The sequence below is a fragment of the Zhongshania sp. genome (genome assembly GCF_029212375.1).
Classification (GTDB): Bacteria; Pseudomonadota; Gammaproteobacteria; order Pseudomonadales; family Spongiibacteraceae; genus Spongiibacter.
Map to the genome: position 1 here is coordinate 76377 of NZ_JARGNU010000010.1, position 18005 is coordinate 94381.

Genomic DNA, 18005 nt, shown 5'->3' on the forward strand with positions numbered 1-18005 from the left:
TAATAATCACCCACGACTACCAACTGCCTTGGCAGGCAAAGCCCCGCTCACAGCAACACCACATCATATTGTTCTTGGGTGTATACCGCCTCTACTTGGAAGCGAATACTGGCACCGATAAATTCTTCTAAATCTGCCACGCTAGATGACTCTTCATCCAGCAAACGATCGACAACTTCTTGGGATGCCAACACCAATAAACGCTTACTTTCGTAGGCGCGAGCCTCGCGCAGTATTTCTCTAAACACTTCATAGCATACCGTTTCCGGCGACTTCATCGAACCGCGGCCGTGGCAGTAGCGACAGCTTTCACACAAAATGTGTTCCAAACTTTCGCGGGTGCGCTTGCGCGTCATTTCCACCAGCCCCAACTCCGACACACCCGTAATTGAAGTCTTGGCGTAATCTTTTTCCATGGCCTTCTCTAAGGCCCGCAACACCTGGCGACGATGCTCGGCATCTTTCATGTCGATAAAATCAATAATAATAATGCCGCCGAGATTGCGCAGCCGCAGCTGCCGCGCCAGAGCGGCAGCCGCTTCTAAGTTGGTTTTAAAAATGGTTTCTTCAAGATTGCGGTGCCCAACAAAGGCACCGGTATTAATATCAATGGTACTCATGGCCTCGGTCTGATCGATAATCAGATAGCCCCCAGACTTTAATTCAACTTTGCGCCCTAAGGCTTTTTGAATTTCGTCCTCCACGCCGTAGAGGTCAAAAATCGGACGTTCACCTGGGTAATACTCTAATTGGGCAACTATTTCAGGCAGATAATCTTCAGCAAACTGCGCCACTCGCTGAAAACTCTCGCGGGAGTCGATGCGAATCTTTTCGAGGCCGGGCCTTACCAAATCGCGCATGGTGCGCATAAACAGCGGCAGGTCTTCGTAAATAACACTCGGCGCCACATCGCGTTTCATTCGCCGCTCCACCGCGCCCCAAAGACGCCTTAAAAACTGCACGTCGGCGAGCATTTCCTCTTCGCCAGCGCCTTCGGCGGCGGTACGTAAGATATAGCCGTCACGCAGCTCACCGCTCTCGTCGAGCGCCGCCGATTCCAACAAACTGCGCAGGCGCTGGCGCTCAAGCTCGTCATCAATACGGTGCGAAACCCCTATGTGCGCCGCGCCAGGCATATACACCAAATACCGCGACGACACCGATAAGCGCGTAGTTAAGCGCGCGCCCTTGGTGCCCATTGGGTCTTTGCTCACCTGCACGGTCAGCAGTTGGCCTTCACGGATTTTGGTACGAATATCGGCGTGCTCGCCATCGGTGGTGTCTAATGTGGCGATATCTGAGGCGTGAATAAATCCGGTGCGCTCTAAGCCAATCTCAACAAAGGCCGCCTGCATCCCTGGCAGTACCCGCACTACTTTGCCCTGATAAATATTGCCGGCAATTCCGCGCGAGCGGCTGCGCTCAATATAAACCTCTTGCAGCACGCCGTTTTCAACCACGGCCACCCGTGTTTCTACCGGCGTAACATTGATTAGAATCTCTTCGCTCATGATTTACGCTAACCCGATTCCGGCTTCGCTTAACAAAGCCGCTGTTTCATATAAGGGCAGGCCCACCACCCCAGAATAGCTGCCCGACAAATGCTGTACAAAATAGCCCGCAGCGCCCTGAATACCATAGCTTCCGGCCTTATCATCGGCCTCGCCGGTGGCGAGATAGGCCCGAATTTGGGCTGGGCTCAACACCGCAAAAGTAACCTCGGTCACCGCTAATGCCTGCCGCAACGTTCCACCCGCATACAGCGCCACTGCGGTCATTACCTGATGGCTGCGCCCACTTAAACGGCTGAGCATTACCTCAGCGTGGCGGCGGCTTTCCGGTTTACCCAAAATTTCACCGTCAAGGATTACCGAAGTATCGGCGGCAAGCACTGCTCTATTGGGTGCTAATGCCACCACAGCCATGGCCTTCTCCACCGCCATGCGCCGCACATACTCTTGCGCGCCTTCATTGACGGCAGGGGTTTCATCAATATCTGCCGCTATCACCTCAAAGCGCAGACCAATTTGCTGCAATAATTCGGCGCGGCGCGGCGACTTCGATGCCAAAATCACAGTTTCAGCCATGTTAGTAAACCGCAAACAGACGCTGGAACCAGCCAACGATGGGGCGCAAGAACAACCATAACAGACCTGTGCTCAACGCGGGCAAAAACACGAGCCAATGCGTGTGCGCAACACCATTAATATTTTGTGCCCACTGGTCAACAAGGATATGGAACAGCTCTAAAAAAGAGATGAACGCCGCCTGTTTACGCAAGCTAAACATACGCAAACGCTGGTAAGAGACTTGAATAATATAGGCGATCACCGCCAGTGCAAACGCATTCTGGCCCAGCACCACGCCCTGTAAAATATCCAGAACAATGCCGCACAGCCAGCTGACAAACACCCCAATACGCTCGGGCAATGCCAGCAGCCAATACACCAACATTAATAAGACAAAGTCAGGACGGGCCCAAGCCCAATCACCGCTTAAAGGCGAGATACTCAGCAGCAGCGCTGCCAACAAACTTACAACAACAAACCACAGACCGTGCGCATGCGATTCCATGCGCTACTCCTCCGACTTCTGCTCACTGAACACCAGCAAGACATTGCGACTGCGATCAAGTTTCGCCATAGGTCTAGCCCGCACTTCGGCAAAGGGTTGGCCAGGATCAATCGACACCTCAATAACCTCGCCAACGGGGTAGCCGCCAGGAAAGCGTCCGCCCAAACCCGAACTAACCAGCAAGTCGCCAACCTGAATATCGGTCGTCGCGGCCACATGGGTTAGCGCCAGCTCATCAATTAGCCCCGTGCCCTCGGCTATTGCCCGCAATCCGTTACGGCTCACCCGCACAGGTAGGGCGTGGGCACTATCAGTTATAAGTAAAACGCGACTTTGCAGCAAACCCACTTCTGTAATCTGGCCAAGCAGGCCGGTAGCATCAATCACCGGCTGACCAACAAAGGCGCCGTCACGACTGCCCTTATCCACCACCAGCTGGTGACGATTCGGATCTGAGGCAACCGCCACCACTTCGGCAACTACCACGGTGTCATTAAGACGCTCGGCAGAATTCATCAACTCCCGCAGCCGAACATTTTCGGCGCGCAGTTCAATGTATTTTTGAAGTTTGGCGTTAAGAATTAACGACTCGGCGCGCAGCCGTTCATTGTCGGCCATCAGCTCACGTCGACTGCTAATCACGTCGCTGAATTGCCCAACAACGCGGCTAGGCACATCAACCACCCAGTAAAACGGTGCGGCGACCAGCGACAACTGAGTTCGTACCGGGGCCATAAAATCCAGCCGCTGACCAATAAGAATCAGGGCTAGCGCCACGCCGCCAAACAGCAGCAGACGCCCACCCACGGACGACTCATTGGAGAATACCGGTTTAATTGCTGCGTCCTCCCGCTATGGGGCGAATCATTATTACTCTGCAGACAATATGTCGAGATGATGGCGATCCATCATTTCCAGCGCCTTGCCACCACCGCGAGCCACACAAGTCAGCGGGTCCTCCGCGATAATAACCGGCAGTGCGCTCTCGTCGGCAATTAATAGGTCAATGCCGCGCAATAGCGCACCGCCCCCGGTCAGCACAATACCGGTTTCGGCAATATCGGCGGCCAATTCTGGTGGCGATTGCTCCAGCGCGCGTTTTACACCCTGAATAATCACTTGCAGTGGCTCTTGCAGCGCCTCAAGAATTTCATCGCTATTCAAGGTGAAGCGACGCGGAATACCTTCGGCCAAATTGCGACCACGCACATCAATTTCACGCAGTTCACTACCTGGGTAGGCGCAGCCAATTTCTTGTTTAATTCGCTCGGCCGTAGCATCGCCAATCAAACTACCGTAAGTACGGCGCACATGAGTCACAATCGCTTCATCGAAACGGTCACCGCCCACGCGCACAGAATCGGAATACACCACGCCGTTTAGAGAGATAATTGCAATTTCAGTGGTACCACCACCAATATCCACCACCATCGAACCAGAGGCTTCGCCAACCCGCAGGCCAGCACCAATAGCGGCCGCCATAGGCTCTTCAATTAAACGCACTTCACGGGCACCGGCGCTGAGTACCGATTCCCGAATCGCGCGACGCTCAACTTGAGTGCTTTTGCACGGTACGCTCACCAAAACCCGAGGGCTAGGGCGAATAAAACTATTTTGATGAACCAATTTAATAAAATGCTGGAGCATTTTTTCGGTTACTTGAAAGTCGGCAATAACGCCGTCTTTTAATGGCCGGATAGCCGTGATATTGCCAGGCGTTCGGCCCAACATGCGCTTAGCCTCCATACCCACCGCTTCAATGGTTTTCTGGCCATTGTGCACGCGTATGGCTACCACCGAAGGCTCATCGAGAACGATGCCCTGACCTCGAACATAAATAAGCGTATTTGCTGTTCCAAGATCGATAGATAAATCGTTGGAAAACATGCCACGAATTCGTTTAAACATTAGTATTTATCACCTTATACGGCTCGCATATAGAGACTAGAGCCAGGCTAATGAGACTCGAATACATTGCCGCCCGGCAATTTTCGCGTGCCCCTGAATTGAAAACTTTGCCACTCTATCAATGGCAGGGATTTAGGGCAAGGCGCAAATATGATAAGTTTAACGGTTTACTGCTGTCAGCCAAGCAATCTCGGTGCCACACTCTGTTATTAGTCCAAATAGCGGCCCCGAAAAATACGCCTGCGCCAGCCTCAAACCACCCAAATCAGGTGAACCATGAGTTTAGACCAGAACGAAATTAGCAAACTGGCCCGACTGGCGCGCATTAGCATTGCCGACAGCGACACTGCCGAACTTAGTCAACGCATTGGTGACATTTTAGATATGGTCGATGTCATGCAAGCGGTGGACACCAGCAATGTAGTGGCCATGGCCAATCCCCACGACGCCGTGCAGCGCCTGCGCGCCGACGAAGTGAGCGAAATCAATCAGCGCGAGCACTTCCAAGCCATCGCCCCGCAGACCGCCGACGGCCTGTACTTGGTTCCCCAAGTTATTGAGTGAGACCACGGGGCGCGAGCTGCCCACTGCGCGACACCCACATTAAACATATTGCCAAGAGCCACATATATATGCCCAATCACACGGTTGCCGACATCCTCCGCGGACTGGAGGCCAAAACCTTCTCCAGCGAAGAAATTACCCAACAGTATCTAGACGCTATTGTCGCCCACGACCCACGGTATAACAGCTACATCACCGTAACCGCGGCAGCGGCGCTCGAGCAAGCTCGCGCCGCCGACCTAGCCCGCCAAAATGGCAGCGGCGGATTGCTGTGCGGTGTGCCCATCGCCCACAAAGACATTTTTTGCACAGACGGCGTGCGCACCAGCTGCGCATCCAAAATGCTCAACAATTTTATCGCCCCCTATAACGCCACCATCGTTACGAAACTGGCGCAAGCAGGCACCATTACCTTGGGCAAAACCAATATGGACGAATTCGCCATGGGTTCGTCCAATGAAACCAGTTTTTACGGCGCGGTGCGCAACCCTTGGAATACCGACTGCGTACCCGGCGGCTCCTCTGGCGGCTCGGCGGCTGCAATTGCTGCAGGGCTGGCACCTGCAGCAACCGGCACCGACACCGGCGGCTCTATTCGCCAACCCGCGGCGCTGTGTGGCCTCACCGGCCTCAAGCCGACCTATGGCCGCGTGTCTCGCTACGGCATGATCGCCTTCGCATCTAGCCTCGATCAAGCTGGCCCCATGGCCAAAACCGCCGAAGACAATGCCCTGCTCCTGCAAGCGATGGCGGGCTTTGACCCGCTAGACAGCACCAGCATGCAACTGCCCGTACCGGATTTTGTGGGCGGCCTGAACAAAGATCTTAAGGGTTTAAAAATCGGCGTGCCTAAAGAATATTTCAGCGAAGGCCTAGACCCCGCCATCGGCGCGGCGGTGGAAGCAGCCTTAGACGAGTACCGCAAGCTCGGCGCGGAGATCAAAGCCATTAGCCTGCCCCACACTCATTTGGCCGTGCCCTGCTACTATATTATTGCCCCAGCAGAGGCCTCGGCGAATTTGTCGCGTTTTGACGGCGTGCGCTACGGCTATCGCTGCGAAAACCCCAAAGACCTTGATGACCTTTACACCCGCACCCGCGCCGAAGGCTTTGGCGCCGAGGTTAAACGCCGCATATTAATTGGCACCTATGCGCTGTCATCCGGCTTTTACGACGCTTACTACCGCAAGGCCCAACAGATTCGTCGCCTGATTAAACAAGACTTTAACGAAGCCTTTAAAGAAGTCGACATTATTGCTGGCCCCACCACACCCAACCCCGCCTTTGCCTTGGGCGAGAAAGTCAGCGACCCCCTCACCATGTATTTAGAAGACATTTACACCATAGCCGTGAACTTGGCCGGCCTGCCCGCCATCTCGCTACCGGTGGGCCTCACCCAAGGCAAGCCTATTGGCCTGCAATTAATTGGCCGCGACTTTGACGAGGCGAGCTTGCTCGCCGCCGCCCATCAGTATCAGCAGCGCAGCGACTGGCACCGCCAAGTCGCGCCCGGCAGCGTATAAGGAAAGCATTATGGAATGGGAAGTAGTTATTGGTCTGGAAGTTCACGTCCAGCTCAACACCAAAACAAAGATTTTCTCTGGCTCCAGCACCACCTTTGGCGCGGCGCCCAACACCCAAGCTAGCGCAGTAGACTTGGCGCTACCTGGCACCCTGCCAGTACTGAACGAACAGGCACTGAAAAAAGCCATTTTATTTGGCCTCGCCATCGACGCCGATATTTGCATGGCCTCGGTGTTCGACCGCAAAAATTATTTTTACCCCGATCTGCCCAAGGGCTACCAAACCACCCAAATGGACTTTCCCATAGTTGGCCCCGGCATTGTCACGATTAGCCTGAGCGATGGCAGCAGCCGCGATATACGCGTGCACCATGCCCACTTAGAGGAAGACGCAGGTAAATCCCTGCACGAAGATTATCACGGCATGACCGGCATCGACTTGAACCGCGCTGGCACGCCACTGATTGAAATCGTATCTGAGCCAGATCTGCGCAGCGCCGAAGAAGCGGTGGCTTATCTGCGCAAGATCCACTCTATTGTGACCTACCTCGACATTTCCGACGGCGACCTATCGCAGGGTTCCTTGCGCTGTGACGCCAACGTCTCGGTGCGCCCCAAGGGGCAAGCGGAGTACGGCACCCGCGCCGAAATTAAAAACATCAACTCCTTCCGCTTTGTTGAGCGCGCAATCAAAGTTGAAGTGCAGCGCCAAATTGAATTAATCGAAGATGGCGGCAAGGTTAAGCAGGAAACCCGACTTTACGACAGCGACAAAAACGAAACCCGCGCCATGCGCAGCAAGGAAGAAGCCAATGACTACCGCTACTTCCCCTGCCCAGACTTACTGCCGGTAGTCATCGAACAAAGCCTAGTAGACCAGCTCAAAACCACCATGCCCGAGTTGCCCGACGCCAAGCGTCAGCGCTTTGAACAAGCCTATGGCCTGTCGAGCTACGATGCCGCCCTGCTCACCACCGAGCGCGCCATCGCCAATTATTTTGAAGCAGCAGCAGATGCCGCTGGCGATGCCAAGCTCGCCGCCAACTGGGTAAACGGCGAACTCTCTGCCGCCCTCAATCGCGACAACCTCGGCATTGCCAATAGCCCCGTTAGTGCAAGCCAGCTTGGCGGTTTAATCCAACGCATTGTCGACAACAGCATCTCCGGCAAAATCGCCAAACAGGTCTTTGAAGCGCTATGGAACGGCGAAGGCGACAGCGCCGACGCGATCATCGACAGCAAGGGCTTAAAACAGGTTTCTGACACCGGCGCCCTCGGCGCAATGGTCGACGAAGTCTTGGCCGCCAACCCCGATCAGGTTGAGCAGTTCCGCGGCGCCGACGAAGGCAAACGCAAAAAAATGCTGGGCTTCTTTGTTGGTCAAATCATGAAAGCGTCCAAGGGCCAAGCCAACCCTGGCGTTATCAACAAAATTTTAAACGAAAAGCTGGGCGGCTAAGCGCTGCCCCTACAAGCCACAAGGTAATCGATATTATGAAAAAAGATAAAGAAAAGGTTCTTGACGAAGTATGGACCGAAGATCGGGTTAGAGAGTTTTTGGCTTCCGAGCCCAAAGCCGGCACCGACGCGGATTTTCACGCCCTGCTCAAAGCCTACCAAAGCATGCGCGCCGACGATTTCGAATTGTTTATTGGCATGTTCCTAGAGACCAATCGCAACCTTAATGCCACCGACAAAGCGGGTCGCACGGTGCTTAGCTATGCCAAAGAACACCGCAACTCCGGCGAGCACGTTGCTGCACTAGAGGCCAAGGGCGCAGTTTAAGCCCACCTTCCACGAAGGCCATCCCCAAACGGTGGCCTTGCAAGCAACACCACTGAGGGCTATCACAAAAAACAATGAAACCAAGTCAAAAATGCTCAAAAAATAGTCTAGTAACAACTTCCTATAGCAACTTATAATCTACTGGCGATAACATTAAGCCAAGCAACCTAAACATGACCAAACAACTATCGATCAAAGCTGTCGATCTATTCTGCGGCGCAGGCGGGCTGACCAACGGCTTGTTAAAAACTGGAATCAATGTTGTAGCTGGCTACGACATTGAAGAATCATGTCGATTCGCTTATGAATATAATAACAACGCCGTATTTATTAATCGTTGCGTAACATTGCTTACCAAGCATGACATCGAGCAGCACTTTTCCGGCGCGGACTACACCCTACTGGCTGGGTGCGCGCCTTGCCAACCATTTTCGACTTACTCTCGGGCCGCTAAACAACAAGGACTTAAATTTGATAAAAGATGGACACTACTCTCTAGCTTCGGGAATCTAATCAAATTAGTAAAACCTGACTTTGTAACAATGGAAAATGTCCCAGGACTAGCTGATCAAGAAGTTTTTAAAGACTTCCTATTATTGTTGAGTAAATATGGATATCACACTGACTTTAAAATCATCTTCTGCCCTGACTATGGGATGGCGCAAACCCGAAAGCGCTTAGTGTTAATTGCCTCTAGACTTGGAGAGATCACTATCCCAAGACCAACACACAACCCAAATACCTATCTAACAGTGGCCGATATTATAAAGGGGCTGCCAAAAATCGCTGCAGGGGAATCATGCTCTGGAGACGCATTGCATAGAGCTTCACGCCTCTCCCCGATCAATCTTCGTAGAATAAGGACATCTAAGCCCGGCGGCACTTGGCTAGACTGGCCTGAAGAACTACGGTCTAATTGCCACAAGAAAGAATCAGGAAAAACGTTTCCTAGCGTTTACGGTCGTATGTCTTGGGATGAACCATCGCCAACCATAACCACTCAATGCAATGGATATGGAAACGGCCGTTTTGGCCATCCATCACAAGATAGAGCTATAAGTCTTCGTGAAGCCGCAATGCTTCAATCCTTTCCCAAAAATTATCAGTTCCATCCCAAAGACAAAATCGCTCAGATAGCCGCACTCGCAAAAATGATTGGTAATGCAGTTCCAGTACGGCTCGGAGAGGTTGTCGGTCAGTCTATCAGCTCAGCAGTTCCTCACAACCATTAACTTTAAGCCGTTTTATACTTGCAGTGATCAATAAAATATTCGTAAGCACTTATTATGCAAGCAAGGTAGTCCTTAACGATGTTGATCAACCTCCGAAAATCGCTAGCGACATGCCCTTCCCCGCATTCAACAAAAGATAACGAGCCATGAGCAAGTTTATTTCTTATGTCCTTTATCAGCCTTATTGGGCCTTTTTCATCACGAAATGGCCGATTAACAGATTGATTTATTGCGCGAGGAAGATGGATATCCACACCAATAGTTTTGCTGAAATTCTTTATTTCCGTACTACCCCAACTTCCACCGCCACCAGCAAAGATTTTTAATTGAATATCGCTTTCACCCATAACCTGGCGAAAAAGATCTAAGGCTCCTTCAAGCCGTTTTTCGTAACTAAGTGATTCATGAGGCTTCAGTATAGACTTCACATAAATCGCTCGCATTTTTTCCGTGAAGTCACAAAGATTATTGCCTATCCCATCTAATGCGTGCCGTTCGACAGCTTCAATGCACATTGAAACCGTTGATTCAACAAGATTGTAAAGATGGAGATATATACCTGAGTACATTATCTTTTGCTGTTCTGGTGTAATTCGATAATCGTCATCACCAGCTTTTATAAATGCCCCTCCTGACCTGACCGCGATTTCAATCTTATCGACAAGCTCAAAATAACTTTCAATGCCTGAGACCCTATCATCGAATGTAGTTCTTACTAATTCCATATCAGAGACCTAGCAATGCATTACGAACATAATTAATTCTTCCCTGCAATCTGCGTATTGCGTTGGCCCCGTCAGACCGGATCTCCCCAATGAAGCCATCACTCACAAGTATTTTAGTCACATCCTCTTTTGACACCACCAAATTAGGGTCTTGTTTTAGAGCTAAGTACGAACCGATAAAAATGGCTTCAAATCGCGCGCGCGGCGTAGTTTTTGCTTTAGGAGTTTTCCGAAATCCATGCTCGAATGATTTAGATACAAACTCTAAAGTTTCATTAAATCGATCTGAATATTGATCCTTTAAGTTTGGATTCGTAGCAAACTCAGAGTTCATCCGTTTGATGTACCTAAAAATAAATGCGGACACGTCGTCACGATAATCATCCAATCCATCAGAATACGCAAAAAATCGCGAAATAAGCTCTTCACGCTCTCGCTCATTCTTTTGTTTCGTCGAAACTGGAGCTAATTTATTAAACAGTGGGTTTTCAGACAAAGTATTTAAGAAACTCATAAATGGCCCACGTAATGCGCCTCGCCTTACCTCCGCAGGGTTAGCGACTTTACTACCGGTATTAATTCGTTCAAACAGGTCAATTCTTGCTTCTATATCAGTATCGTCCGATAAAATAATTCCTCTAATCGACTTATTAAGAACCTTACGTTGCCGCGAAAGAGGAAGATCAAAAAATCGAGTATTATTAAGTAGATCTAGCCGCTCCAGACCACTGAGTGCTAAATTATTTTCTAAATACTCCGCTACAGTTCGTAAGCGTTGCGAACCATCCACTATTTCCAACTTTCCAGTCTCGTCGTTTTGCCAAAAGAACACAAATGGCACCGGAAGTCCGATGAGTAAGGACTCAATAAACTTGGATTTCCTTGTAGCATCCCACGTAAATTCACGCTGATACTCAGGCACTGTGTACTCTTCTTTTGACACCTTCTGCGCCAAAATCTCAAGAGTGTACTCTGAAGTATAGAAGTCAATTTTCTTAGAATAGTTAAGAATCTGCTCTTCAGCCCGTTTTTGTGCGTCCTTATCCATATAGAACTGATCCCTTTATTCGTCCTGTAAACTTACATTTAAATCAATAACCAAACCGCCCAAGGTTAACCACCGAGCAATACTATTAACGTAACAGCTTACGATCTTGCACGAAACTGGAACTGGAACTGGTCATAATGTATCCTGCGTATGAACTGTGTCTATGAGCAGTATTAGTTAGCGATATTTACGGTTAGCGATTTCACTCAGATTTATTCGAGTAATCGGCCGCGGCCCAGAACGAGCGCTTACGCCAGTGCTTAGCTTGTAATTCGGTGATATACGCTTGGCCGCTAATTAAAGGCTGATAGGCCTTTTGTGTTTTATCCAGCGTTAGCAAGGCATTAAAATAATCGGCGGCGTGGTGATATGCGGTGCTGCGGCCGCGATCTAAAATGTCGCTCAATAGTGTTCGGTAGCACACTATGGCGGCGAGTTTGTCTTTGTGTTGCTTAAAAACGGAAAGCCAATCGCGTACGTGGCTGTAATGAAACGTTGCTATTTCTGCCGCTCTGGTCACGAGGGTAGTTGCTGCCAATTTTTCTTCGTTTACTAGCAACAACATCTCAATGGCGTTGCCAATATCCTCATTGTTTGGCGCGATATTAAGCACGGTTTGGCGCAGTGCTTTACGCTCTTTTTTATCTGCCATTTCCCAGTAACAAAGCAGGTTAACTAAACTCGGCGTGGTAGCAAAGTCCTTGCGAAAGTTTTCTTTCACTTCAGCAATTTTGCCTTGTTCCAACAGTAATTGCGTAGTGAGTTTTTTGTGCAGGCCGCGCTCCGCGCTCCAGCTGGGTTGATCTAACCAGTGCTGGGCGCGCTCGTAATTTTCGGTGTACAGGGCAAATTCAATCAATGACTGCATTTGTAGTTCATTGGGCTGGGGGCTTTGCAGCAGGGTGGCTTTTTCAAACATGGCTAAGTCTTCAAGTGCCTCAGCCACTGACCGCAAGCCAATACTGGCGTGCGCAGCGCTTGGGTTGTAATTGAATCGCTCTGATTTATCTGACCTAGCCTGCAGCAAGGCTTTTTTAATATTATTTTCAAAACGCCACGCGAGCTGGGTAAGCTCGTCGTCGCTTAACAGCAACGCGCCATGACGGATAATATTATCAAAGCAGCCGTAATCGTTATTATCGAAATAAAAGCGGACTTTTGCCACCCAATCTATTTTAGTATCAGTTTGTTCCGCCCGTATTTGTGCGGCAGTATCGAGCCATTGATCAATGGCTTCTCGATAAACTTCACCAATATCGCCGCTAGAATCGTCGCAGCGATTCATTATGCTCTCGCAGGTTTCGAGAAAGGCTTCTGTTAACGCCAGTGCCGACACGGGATTTTGCTCCCGCACCAGAGTATCTATGTCGATCAGCAAACTTTGCAGGCGACAGGAAAAATCATGCACGGATTTCCAGTCTATATATTCATGGCTGGTCTTAAGCTCATCAATTTGCCAAAGCACAACTTGCTGTAAGTCAGCGCTAGACCCCATGTTATCTGACATACCATCGACAGCAAGATGCCGCTCAATAATATCGTCTATATCGCCGTAAATACCGTAAACAGCGGCGAGCATATTAATCAGTTGCTGCTTTTTTAAGGGCTTTAAGGCTTTTTCAATCGACATATTAATTGGCTTCTTTACTCGCGGCATAAATTGTTAGCAGTAATTCATTGTCGTCTATCAGGCTATATTCAGGGCGCTTGGCGCTAAGCCGCTCGCTGGCATTCATGATTTTAGGTACACCCTCGCCCCGCCGCTCAATAAGCGCTTGGCGCCCAGCTTCGTCGCGAGCGTTGTAGTAGCGGCTAAGGAGGTTAACGATATTCTCATTGCGGGTGACGGTATTGTCCATTAAGCCGTCTAAGGTCAGGCTATTGGCTAAGGCGCCGGGGCTGTATAGCTCAAGGCGATTGGCAAACATGTGCAGGCGAATACGGCGGCCGGTCATGGAATAGTCGCGGTGGGCTACGGCGTTAACAATAGCCTCGAACACCGCGCCCAAGTCATATTGAGGCAGGTCTTGACGACCCACGGTTTTGACCGCTTCTACACGCATGTTTTTGCGAACAAATTCAAATGCGCCGTTAATTTGCTGGTCTAGCGGGCCGTTAAAATCGGCGGCGTCGAGCTGGTCGTTAGCATCGCGCTCCGTACCGCTATAACAAACACATTGAATATAGGCGTTGCTCAGCCATTGCCCCGGCTCTTGGCACAGCAGCAAAACCCCGCTCACTGACAAGCCTATTTCACCCTCATTAATCGCGCTGAGGTGTAATTTACGCAGTTGCTCACTTTCTGGGCTATTCGCTTTTAAAAAGCGCTGCAACAGGCTTTTGTCGATATCGGCCAAGCTGGTATTGGGTACATGGGTTTCGTCAAAACGAATAAGCCGCGACTGGCTGCGCTGCTGAAATAAACGCGCCAAGACTTCTGGCTTCATTTCTTGTTTGGTGGAGCCAACCCGCTGGTAGTAGCGGCCATTGCTGGCGTGCACCATGATGCTACGGGGAATTTCAACGTACACCACATTTTTAAGATCGCCCTGCCGGTCGGGCAGTTGTAGCAAGCGGGTATCTACTTTTACCGGAGGCTGGATTTGCTGCTGACTTATATTCACCACCCATTCTTCCACTTTGGCAACTTGCTCGTCGGCAATACCAATGACATCGCGGTTTTTGTCGTCTACGCCAAGTAATAAGCGCCCGCCTTGGCCATTGGCAAAGGCGGCGATTTCGTGGGCCATTTTGTCGCGATTTGGGCCAACGAGGCGCTCGCCTTCAAATTTTAGGCCCTTAAATTCGATGCTAGAGTCTTCGCCAAGGCGAATATGAAACAGCAGCTCTTTGCTGAGTTTTTCTCTGTTCACGCCATTCTCCCACCGGCTACTGGCTTAATGTCCAGCGAATGCTGAACAGGGTTTGTTGGTTTGTACTTAATTCCAGCTTGGCACTTATCTCGTCTAATAAGGCGTCTTCTTCGGCCTCAATATGTTTTCTAGCTTCGTGGTATTCGCTTAAGGCATCGTCGCGTTTGCGTTCGAGCTTACGCAATGCTTTCTTTGCCGCCACTTTCTCTGCGGTCGAGGCCAGTTGCCGAGCGGCCTTTTTAAGCAGTTTTATTTCCTCGTCCAGTTCGGTAACGGTGAGCAAGAGCGCTTGGCGGCGATCTTCTGCCCAGCGCTCGAGCTTGTCGTTTTCTTGCTCAAAATACTGCTCTAGCTGAGCTTGGGTCTGCTGCTCTTTGCTGGCAATGGCGTCGTTAGCCAATGCTTCAAACACCGAGGTATCGAGACTATGCGGCTCTTGCAGGACGCTCGCGGGAATACACAGTAAATGGGCGGCGTTGTCTAGGCTCAAGTCTTCACCCGCGTCGGTCTTCGCTAACGCAAGCAGATGATGCTCTTCAGTATTGGCGTATTTAAAGGTGAGTTTAATAAGCTGCAATACCCCGCTTTGCCCAATTAGGGGCTGCAGCGCAGCATAATGCCCACCGTCTAAGGCACCATAGCAAAATTGCAAATGGGCTTGCTTAAGGCTGCGCGCCTTTGCGCGGTGAACTAAGTCCCACGCTAAGTAATGTTCACTGCTTTGCAGCCGGAAAAACTCTGCGTTATGTTCCTCGGCCAGTACCCAGCTTAAATCGTAGCGGCTGTCTTGGTAATGAAAATGGTTGCGGTTAAACCTCGCCTCTGGCAATTCTGCTCTGGCGAGGTCTAGCAATACTTGCTCATAGTCTTTTAGAAAATCCTTACTGCGATCGCGTCGAGTTTTTAGCGCGGCAACAACATCGCGGTCGAAATGACTCAGTAGGGTTTGGCGAGCAGCCTCTTCTTTAACCGACAGCACCTCTTCCATATCGCGCTGTAACTGGTCAAATTCATATTGTATTGCCTCTTCATTACGGCACTTTTGATAAATTTCGTATATCCGTTTTTCAATATCTATCGCGCTTTCAATGGCACCGAGAATTTCGTCAGAGGCGCCAAATACCCCTTCAAAAAGTTTGAGCTTTTCACTGAGCAATTGAAACACCCGCTGGTCTGCAGGGTTTTTACGGTTTACAAAATTGACCACCACCACGTCATTTTTTTGGCCATAGCGGTGAATCCGGCCGATACGTTGCTCTACTTTTTGGGGATTCCACGGCAGGTCGTAATTAATGAGTACGGAGCAAAACTGCAGGTTAATACCTTCGCCACCGGCTTCGGTAGAGATCAAAATATCGGCGCCATTACTTTTAAAATGATCGACAATGGCGGCTTTCATGTCGGCGGTTTTCGAGCCGCTAATCCGTGCTGAGCCTTGATGCTGGCTTAGCCAATTTTGATAGATGGCTTTGGATTGAGCATCGTTATTGCTGCCATTCAATAACACCGTGCGGCCTTGAAAGCCGTTATTTTCCAGTAAATCGCTCAGGTAGCGCTGGGTGCGACAAGATTCAGTAAACACGACGGCCTTGCGTTGGCCGCCGAGACTTTCAGTCATTTCCAGCGCTTTTTCTAATACCCGCAGCAAAGCGTCACCCTTGGCATTGCTGGTGATAGTTGCGGCCAACTGCTGATATTCACTTAATTGCGCGATTTCTTCGGCAAGCTTGCTCTGTTTCGAGCTAGGGTTCGCTGGCTCGTCGTCGAACTGATCCAGCCAATCGTCGGCTTCTTCTAGGTCGGTCAGTGAGTCTTCGTCTAATAACTGCTGCGCTTTTAAACGCGTGATCATGCCCGCCAAAGTATCGGCAAGGGCGAATGACGAAGACGCTAAAATCTTGCGAATACCAATACTCACCAAGTGCCTAGCCTGAAAGGATATCGCTTGGAGATCGGGCTGCTGCAAGTAGGCTGATATTTTCTGATACAGCTCCCACTCCTCGGCGTTAGGGATAAAGTCCTGTGTTAGCGAGTAGCGATTGGTAAAGTTGATACCGCCCTCTTGCTGTACTTGTTTGCGTAAGGTTCGGTGGCACAGGGGGGTAATGCGTTTTTTGAGATCTTCTAGCGCTGCGCCGCTGCGTTGACGATTTACATAGAGAGTACGAAAAGACTTAGCATCGCCAAAATAGTGCTCGTCGATCACCGAAGCAAGACCGTACAACTCCATTAGATTATTTTGAATTGGCGTTGCCGAGAGCAGCACCCGCAACTCAGCATGACGGGTCGCATCCACCACCGCCTTTGCCTGTTTACTGCCCTTGCTCTGATACACATTCCGGAGCTTGTGAGCCTCGTCAAACACCACTAAATGCCAGTCAATTAGTCCAACGCGGTCTTTTTGCGCGGCAATATACTGGTACGAGCAAATAACGATGTTTTCAGTTTGATCAAAGGGATTCGTCAAGCCTTGCTGGCGCTGCTCCTTGGCGATTTTACTGTCGATAATGATTGAAGGTAGCTCAAACTTATCTGCCAGCTCCTGGTTCCACTGCTTTCTTAATGATGCGGGGGTGACCAGCAATATTTTCTTTTTACCCTCAGCCCATTTTTGGGCAATAACCAAACTGGCCTCAATAGTTTTACCAAGGCCCACTTCATCGGCCAATAAAACTCCTTTTGCCAAGGGGGACTTTAGCGCGAAGCAGGCTGCCTCAACTTGGTGGGGATTCATATCCACCCGAGCAGAGGCCATGGTTCGGGATACTTGGTTTTCTATGCGGCCACTTTGCGTTAGCCAGTGGGCAAAATAGGCACTTTGATGAGGCGTAAACACCGCTACTGCCCCCCCTTGCCATCACGCTTTTGCTCTGAATCTAGCCAGCGATCTATGGCTAGCTTGCCAAACCGCCACTGCTTGCCTAATTTTTGGCCAGGCACCCGCCCCTCTTGCACCAGTTTGTACAAGGTTGACTTAGGAATTTTTAAGTAGAGCGCCAATTCCTCAAGGGTCAGAACTTGATCGCTGTTTATATTAGACACCGCAACACTCTTGTTATTAACAGTATTTAGCCAATAATAGGTAGTATTTGCCAGTCTTGGGAAAATCGCAAGTGTCAGACACCCGTTGTTATTGCTCCTGCGCTATGAACATCGCGGCCACGGTCAATTTAGCTAATGAGACTTAGGCCCCGCGACTGCGACTAAAGCGGTCGCGGTTTTCCTGCTTTTTAGTCTCACTTTTACGCAGCATAATATACACCGCACCCGCACCGCCGTGTTGGGGCTGCGCGCTGCAATAAGCCTGCACATCCTCCATTTCCGGCAGCCAGCGATTCACGTAAGACTTTAATACCGCGCCCTTGGAGCTGCTATTGTGGCCTCTACCGTGAACAATGATCACCGCCCGCAAATCCAATTTCATGGCCTCGCGAATAAATTCAAAAACCTCTAAACGCGCCTGCTCAACCGTCATTTTATGCAGATCTAAACTCGCCTCAATGCGGTATTTACCCTGTTTTAAACGGCGAAATACACCGTGCTGCACACCTTCGCGCTTAAATTCCAAAATATGGTAGGGATCGAGTAATTCAATATCACCGGTCGATAAAAAATTTCGGCGCTCGCTGCGCGCAGTGGCCGCCTCGCGACGGGCGGCAATATTAATATTGTCGACACCCTGTTTTTTCAGGGCAACCCGCGCATCTATCTCAAGGCGTTTGACACCGCTCATCTCTTGGGCGAACAATTGCTCTTCTTCGTCCATGCTCACC

17 protein-coding genes are annotated in these 18005 nt (G+C 50.3%); 5 read left to right on the plus strand and 12 right to left on the minus strand.

Features of this window, described 5'->3' with window-relative positions:
• Positions 1-47 precede the first annotated feature (47 nt).
• The 5 genes from rng to P1U47_RS11740 all read right to left on the minus strand — a co-directional run bounded on the left by rng (position 48) and on the right by P1U47_RS11740 (position 4482).
• On the minus strand, positions 48-1511 hold the full coding sequence (rng, locus tag P1U47_RS11720; protein WP_301029126.1) for a ribonuclease G: 1464 nt from the start codon (positions 1509-1511) through the stop codon (positions 48-50).
• Positions 1512-1514: 3 nt separating this feature from the next.
• A complete protein-coding gene (locus P1U47_RS11725) occupies positions 1515-2087 on the minus strand; it encodes a nucleoside triphosphate pyrophosphatase (RefSeq protein ID WP_301029127.1) in 573 nt (190 codons plus the stop codon).
• Between the two features lies 1 nt (position 2088).
• On the minus strand, positions 2089-2574 hold the full coding sequence (gene mreD, locus P1U47_RS11730) for a rod shape-determining protein MreD (RefSeq protein WP_301029128.1): 486 nt from the start codon (positions 2572-2574) through the stop codon (positions 2089-2091).
• Between the two features lie 3 nt (positions 2575-2577).
• On the minus strand, positions 2578-3381 hold the full coding sequence (mreC, locus tag P1U47_RS11735) for a rod shape-determining protein MreC (protein ID WP_301029130.1): 804 nt from the start codon (positions 3379-3381) through the stop codon (positions 2578-2580).
• A gap of 63 nt (positions 3382-3444) precedes the next feature.
• The gene (locus P1U47_RS11740; RefSeq protein WP_301029132.1) at positions 3445-4482 is read right to left on the minus strand and encodes a rod shape-determining protein; all 1038 of its coding nucleotides are present in this window, start codon (positions 4480-4482) and stop codon (positions 3445-3447) included.
• Between the two features lie 276 nt (positions 4483-4758).
• Here P1U47_RS11740 and gatC point away from each other — a divergent pair, with 276 nt between their 5' ends.
• The 5 genes from gatC to P1U47_RS11765 all read left to right on the plus strand — a co-directional run bounded on the left by gatC (position 4759) and on the right by P1U47_RS11765 (position 9586).
• Positions 4759-5046 carry an Asp-tRNA(Asn)/Glu-tRNA(Gln) amidotransferase subunit GatC gene (gene gatC / locus P1U47_RS11745; RefSeq protein WP_301029134.1) on the plus strand — a complete coding sequence of 96 codons (288 nt, stop codon included), beginning with the start codon at positions 4759-4761 and terminating at the stop codon, positions 5044-5046.
• 68 nt (positions 5047-5114) lie between these two features.
• The gene (gene gatA, locus P1U47_RS11750) at positions 5115-6569 is read left to right on the plus strand and encodes an Asp-tRNA(Asn)/Glu-tRNA(Gln) amidotransferase subunit GatA (protein WP_301029135.1); all 1455 of its coding nucleotides are present in this window, start codon (positions 5115-5117) and stop codon (positions 6567-6569) included.
• Between the two features lie 10 nt (positions 6570-6579).
• Positions 6580-8028 carry an Asp-tRNA(Asn)/Glu-tRNA(Gln) amidotransferase subunit GatB gene (gene gatB / locus P1U47_RS11755; protein ID WP_301029136.1) on the plus strand — a complete coding sequence of 483 codons (1449 nt, stop codon included), beginning with the start codon at positions 6580-6582 and terminating at the stop codon, positions 8026-8028.
• Between the two features lie 35 nt (positions 8029-8063).
• Complete coding sequence (locus P1U47_RS11760; protein ID WP_301029137.1) at positions 8064-8354, plus strand: PA4642 family protein; 291 nt, start codon at positions 8064-8066, stop codon at positions 8352-8354.
• A 173-nt stretch (positions 8355-8527) separates the two neighbouring features.
• Positions 8528-9586, plus strand: coding sequence for a DNA cytosine methyltransferase (locus tag P1U47_RS11765; protein ID WP_301029139.1), 1059 nt, complete (start codon positions 8528-8530; stop codon positions 9584-9586).
• A 2-nt stretch (positions 9587-9588) separates the two neighbouring features.
• On the opposite strand, the gene P1U47_RS11770 is transcribed toward P1U47_RS11765, so the two are convergent.
• From P1U47_RS11770 to smrA, 7 genes are all read right to left on the minus strand, one after another.
• Positions 9589-10311, minus strand: coding sequence for an MAE_28990/MAE_18760 family HEPN-like nuclease (locus P1U47_RS11770; protein ID WP_301029140.1), 723 nt, complete (start codon positions 10309-10311; stop codon positions 9589-9591).
• 1 nt (position 10312) lies between these two features.
• The gene (locus tag P1U47_RS11775; protein ID WP_301029141.1) at positions 10313-11359 is read right to left on the minus strand and encodes a DUF262 domain-containing protein; all 1047 of its coding nucleotides are present in this window, start codon (positions 11357-11359) and stop codon (positions 10313-10315) included.
• A gap of 202 nt (positions 11360-11561) precedes the next feature.
• Positions 11562-12989 carry a DUF6880 family protein gene (locus P1U47_RS11780; protein ID WP_301029142.1) on the minus strand — a complete coding sequence of 476 codons (1428 nt, stop codon included), beginning with the start codon at positions 12987-12989 and terminating at the stop codon, positions 11562-11564.
• A 1-nt stretch (position 12990) separates the two neighbouring features.
• Positions 12991-14232: an RNA-binding domain-containing protein gene (locus P1U47_RS11785; RefSeq protein ID WP_301029143.1), complete on the minus strand. Its 1242-nt coding sequence runs from the start codon at positions 14230-14232 to the stop codon at positions 12991-12993.
• 16 nt (positions 14233-14248) lie between these two features.
• Positions 14249-17068 (minus strand): SNF2-related protein, encoded by a 2820-nt coding sequence (locus P1U47_RS11790; protein WP_301029144.1) that lies wholly within the window; start codon positions 17066-17068, stop codon positions 14249-14251.
• Between the two features lie 2 nt (positions 17069-17070).
• A complete protein-coding gene (locus P1U47_RS11795) occupies positions 17071-17274 on the minus strand; it encodes a helix-turn-helix domain-containing protein (protein WP_301029146.1) in 204 nt (67 codons plus the stop codon).
• A gap of 142 nt (positions 17275-17416) precedes the next feature.
• Positions 17417-17998 carry a DNA endonuclease SmrA gene (smrA, locus tag P1U47_RS11800; protein ID WP_301029147.1) on the minus strand — a complete coding sequence of 194 codons (582 nt, stop codon included), beginning with the start codon at positions 17996-17998 and terminating at the stop codon, positions 17417-17419.
• Positions 17999-18005 lie beyond the last annotated feature (7 nt).

Excerpts from the sequence above, each read along its gene's own strand:
- gatA (WP_301029135.1), top strand. The coding sequence starts at position 5,115 with ATGCCCAATCACACGGTTGCCGACATCCTCCGCGGACTGGAGGCCAAA.
- P1U47_RS11725 (WP_301029127.1), bottom strand. The coding sequence starts at position 2,087 with ATGGCTGAAACTGTGATTTTGGCATCGAAGTCGCCGCGCCGCGCCGAA.
- P1U47_RS11775 (WP_301029141.1), bottom strand. The coding sequence starts at position 11,359 with ATGGATAAGGACGCACAAAAACGGGCTGAAGAGCAGATTCTTAACTAT.
- mreD (WP_301029128.1), bottom strand. The coding sequence starts at position 2,574 with ATGGAATCGCATGCGCACGGTCTGTGGTTTGTTGTTGTAAGTTTGTTG.
- gatB (WP_301029136.1), top strand. The coding sequence starts at position 6,580 with ATGGAATGGGAAGTAGTTATTGGTCTGGAAGTTCACGTCCAGCTCAAC.
- P1U47_RS11765 (WP_301029139.1), top strand. The coding sequence starts at position 8,528 with ATGACCAAACAACTATCGATCAAAGCTGTCGATCTATTCTGCGGCGCA.
- P1U47_RS11770 (WP_301029140.1), bottom strand. The coding sequence starts at position 10,311 with ATGGAATTAGTAAGAACTACATTCGATGATAGGGTCTCAGGCATTGAA.
- P1U47_RS11760 (WP_301029137.1), top strand. The coding sequence starts at position 8,064 with ATGAAAAAAGATAAAGAAAAGGTTCTTGACGAAGTATGGACCGAAGAT.
- P1U47_RS11740 (WP_301029132.1), bottom strand. The coding sequence starts at position 4,482 with ATGTTTAAACGAATTCGTGGCATGTTTTCCAACGATTTATCTATCGAT.
- smrA (WP_301029147.1), bottom strand. The coding sequence starts at position 17,998 with ATGGACGAAGAAGAGCAATTGTTCGCCCAAGAGATGAGCGGTGTCAAA.
- P1U47_RS11780 (WP_301029142.1), bottom strand. The coding sequence starts at position 12,989 with ATGTCGATTGAAAAAGCCTTAAAGCCCTTAAAAAAGCAGCAACTGATT.
- gatC (WP_301029134.1), top strand. The coding sequence starts at position 4,759 with ATGAGTTTAGACCAGAACGAAATTAGCAAACTGGCCCGACTGGCGCGC.
- rng (WP_301029126.1), bottom strand. The coding sequence starts at position 1,511 with ATGAGCGAAGAGATTCTAATCAATGTTACGCCGGTAGAAACACGGGTG.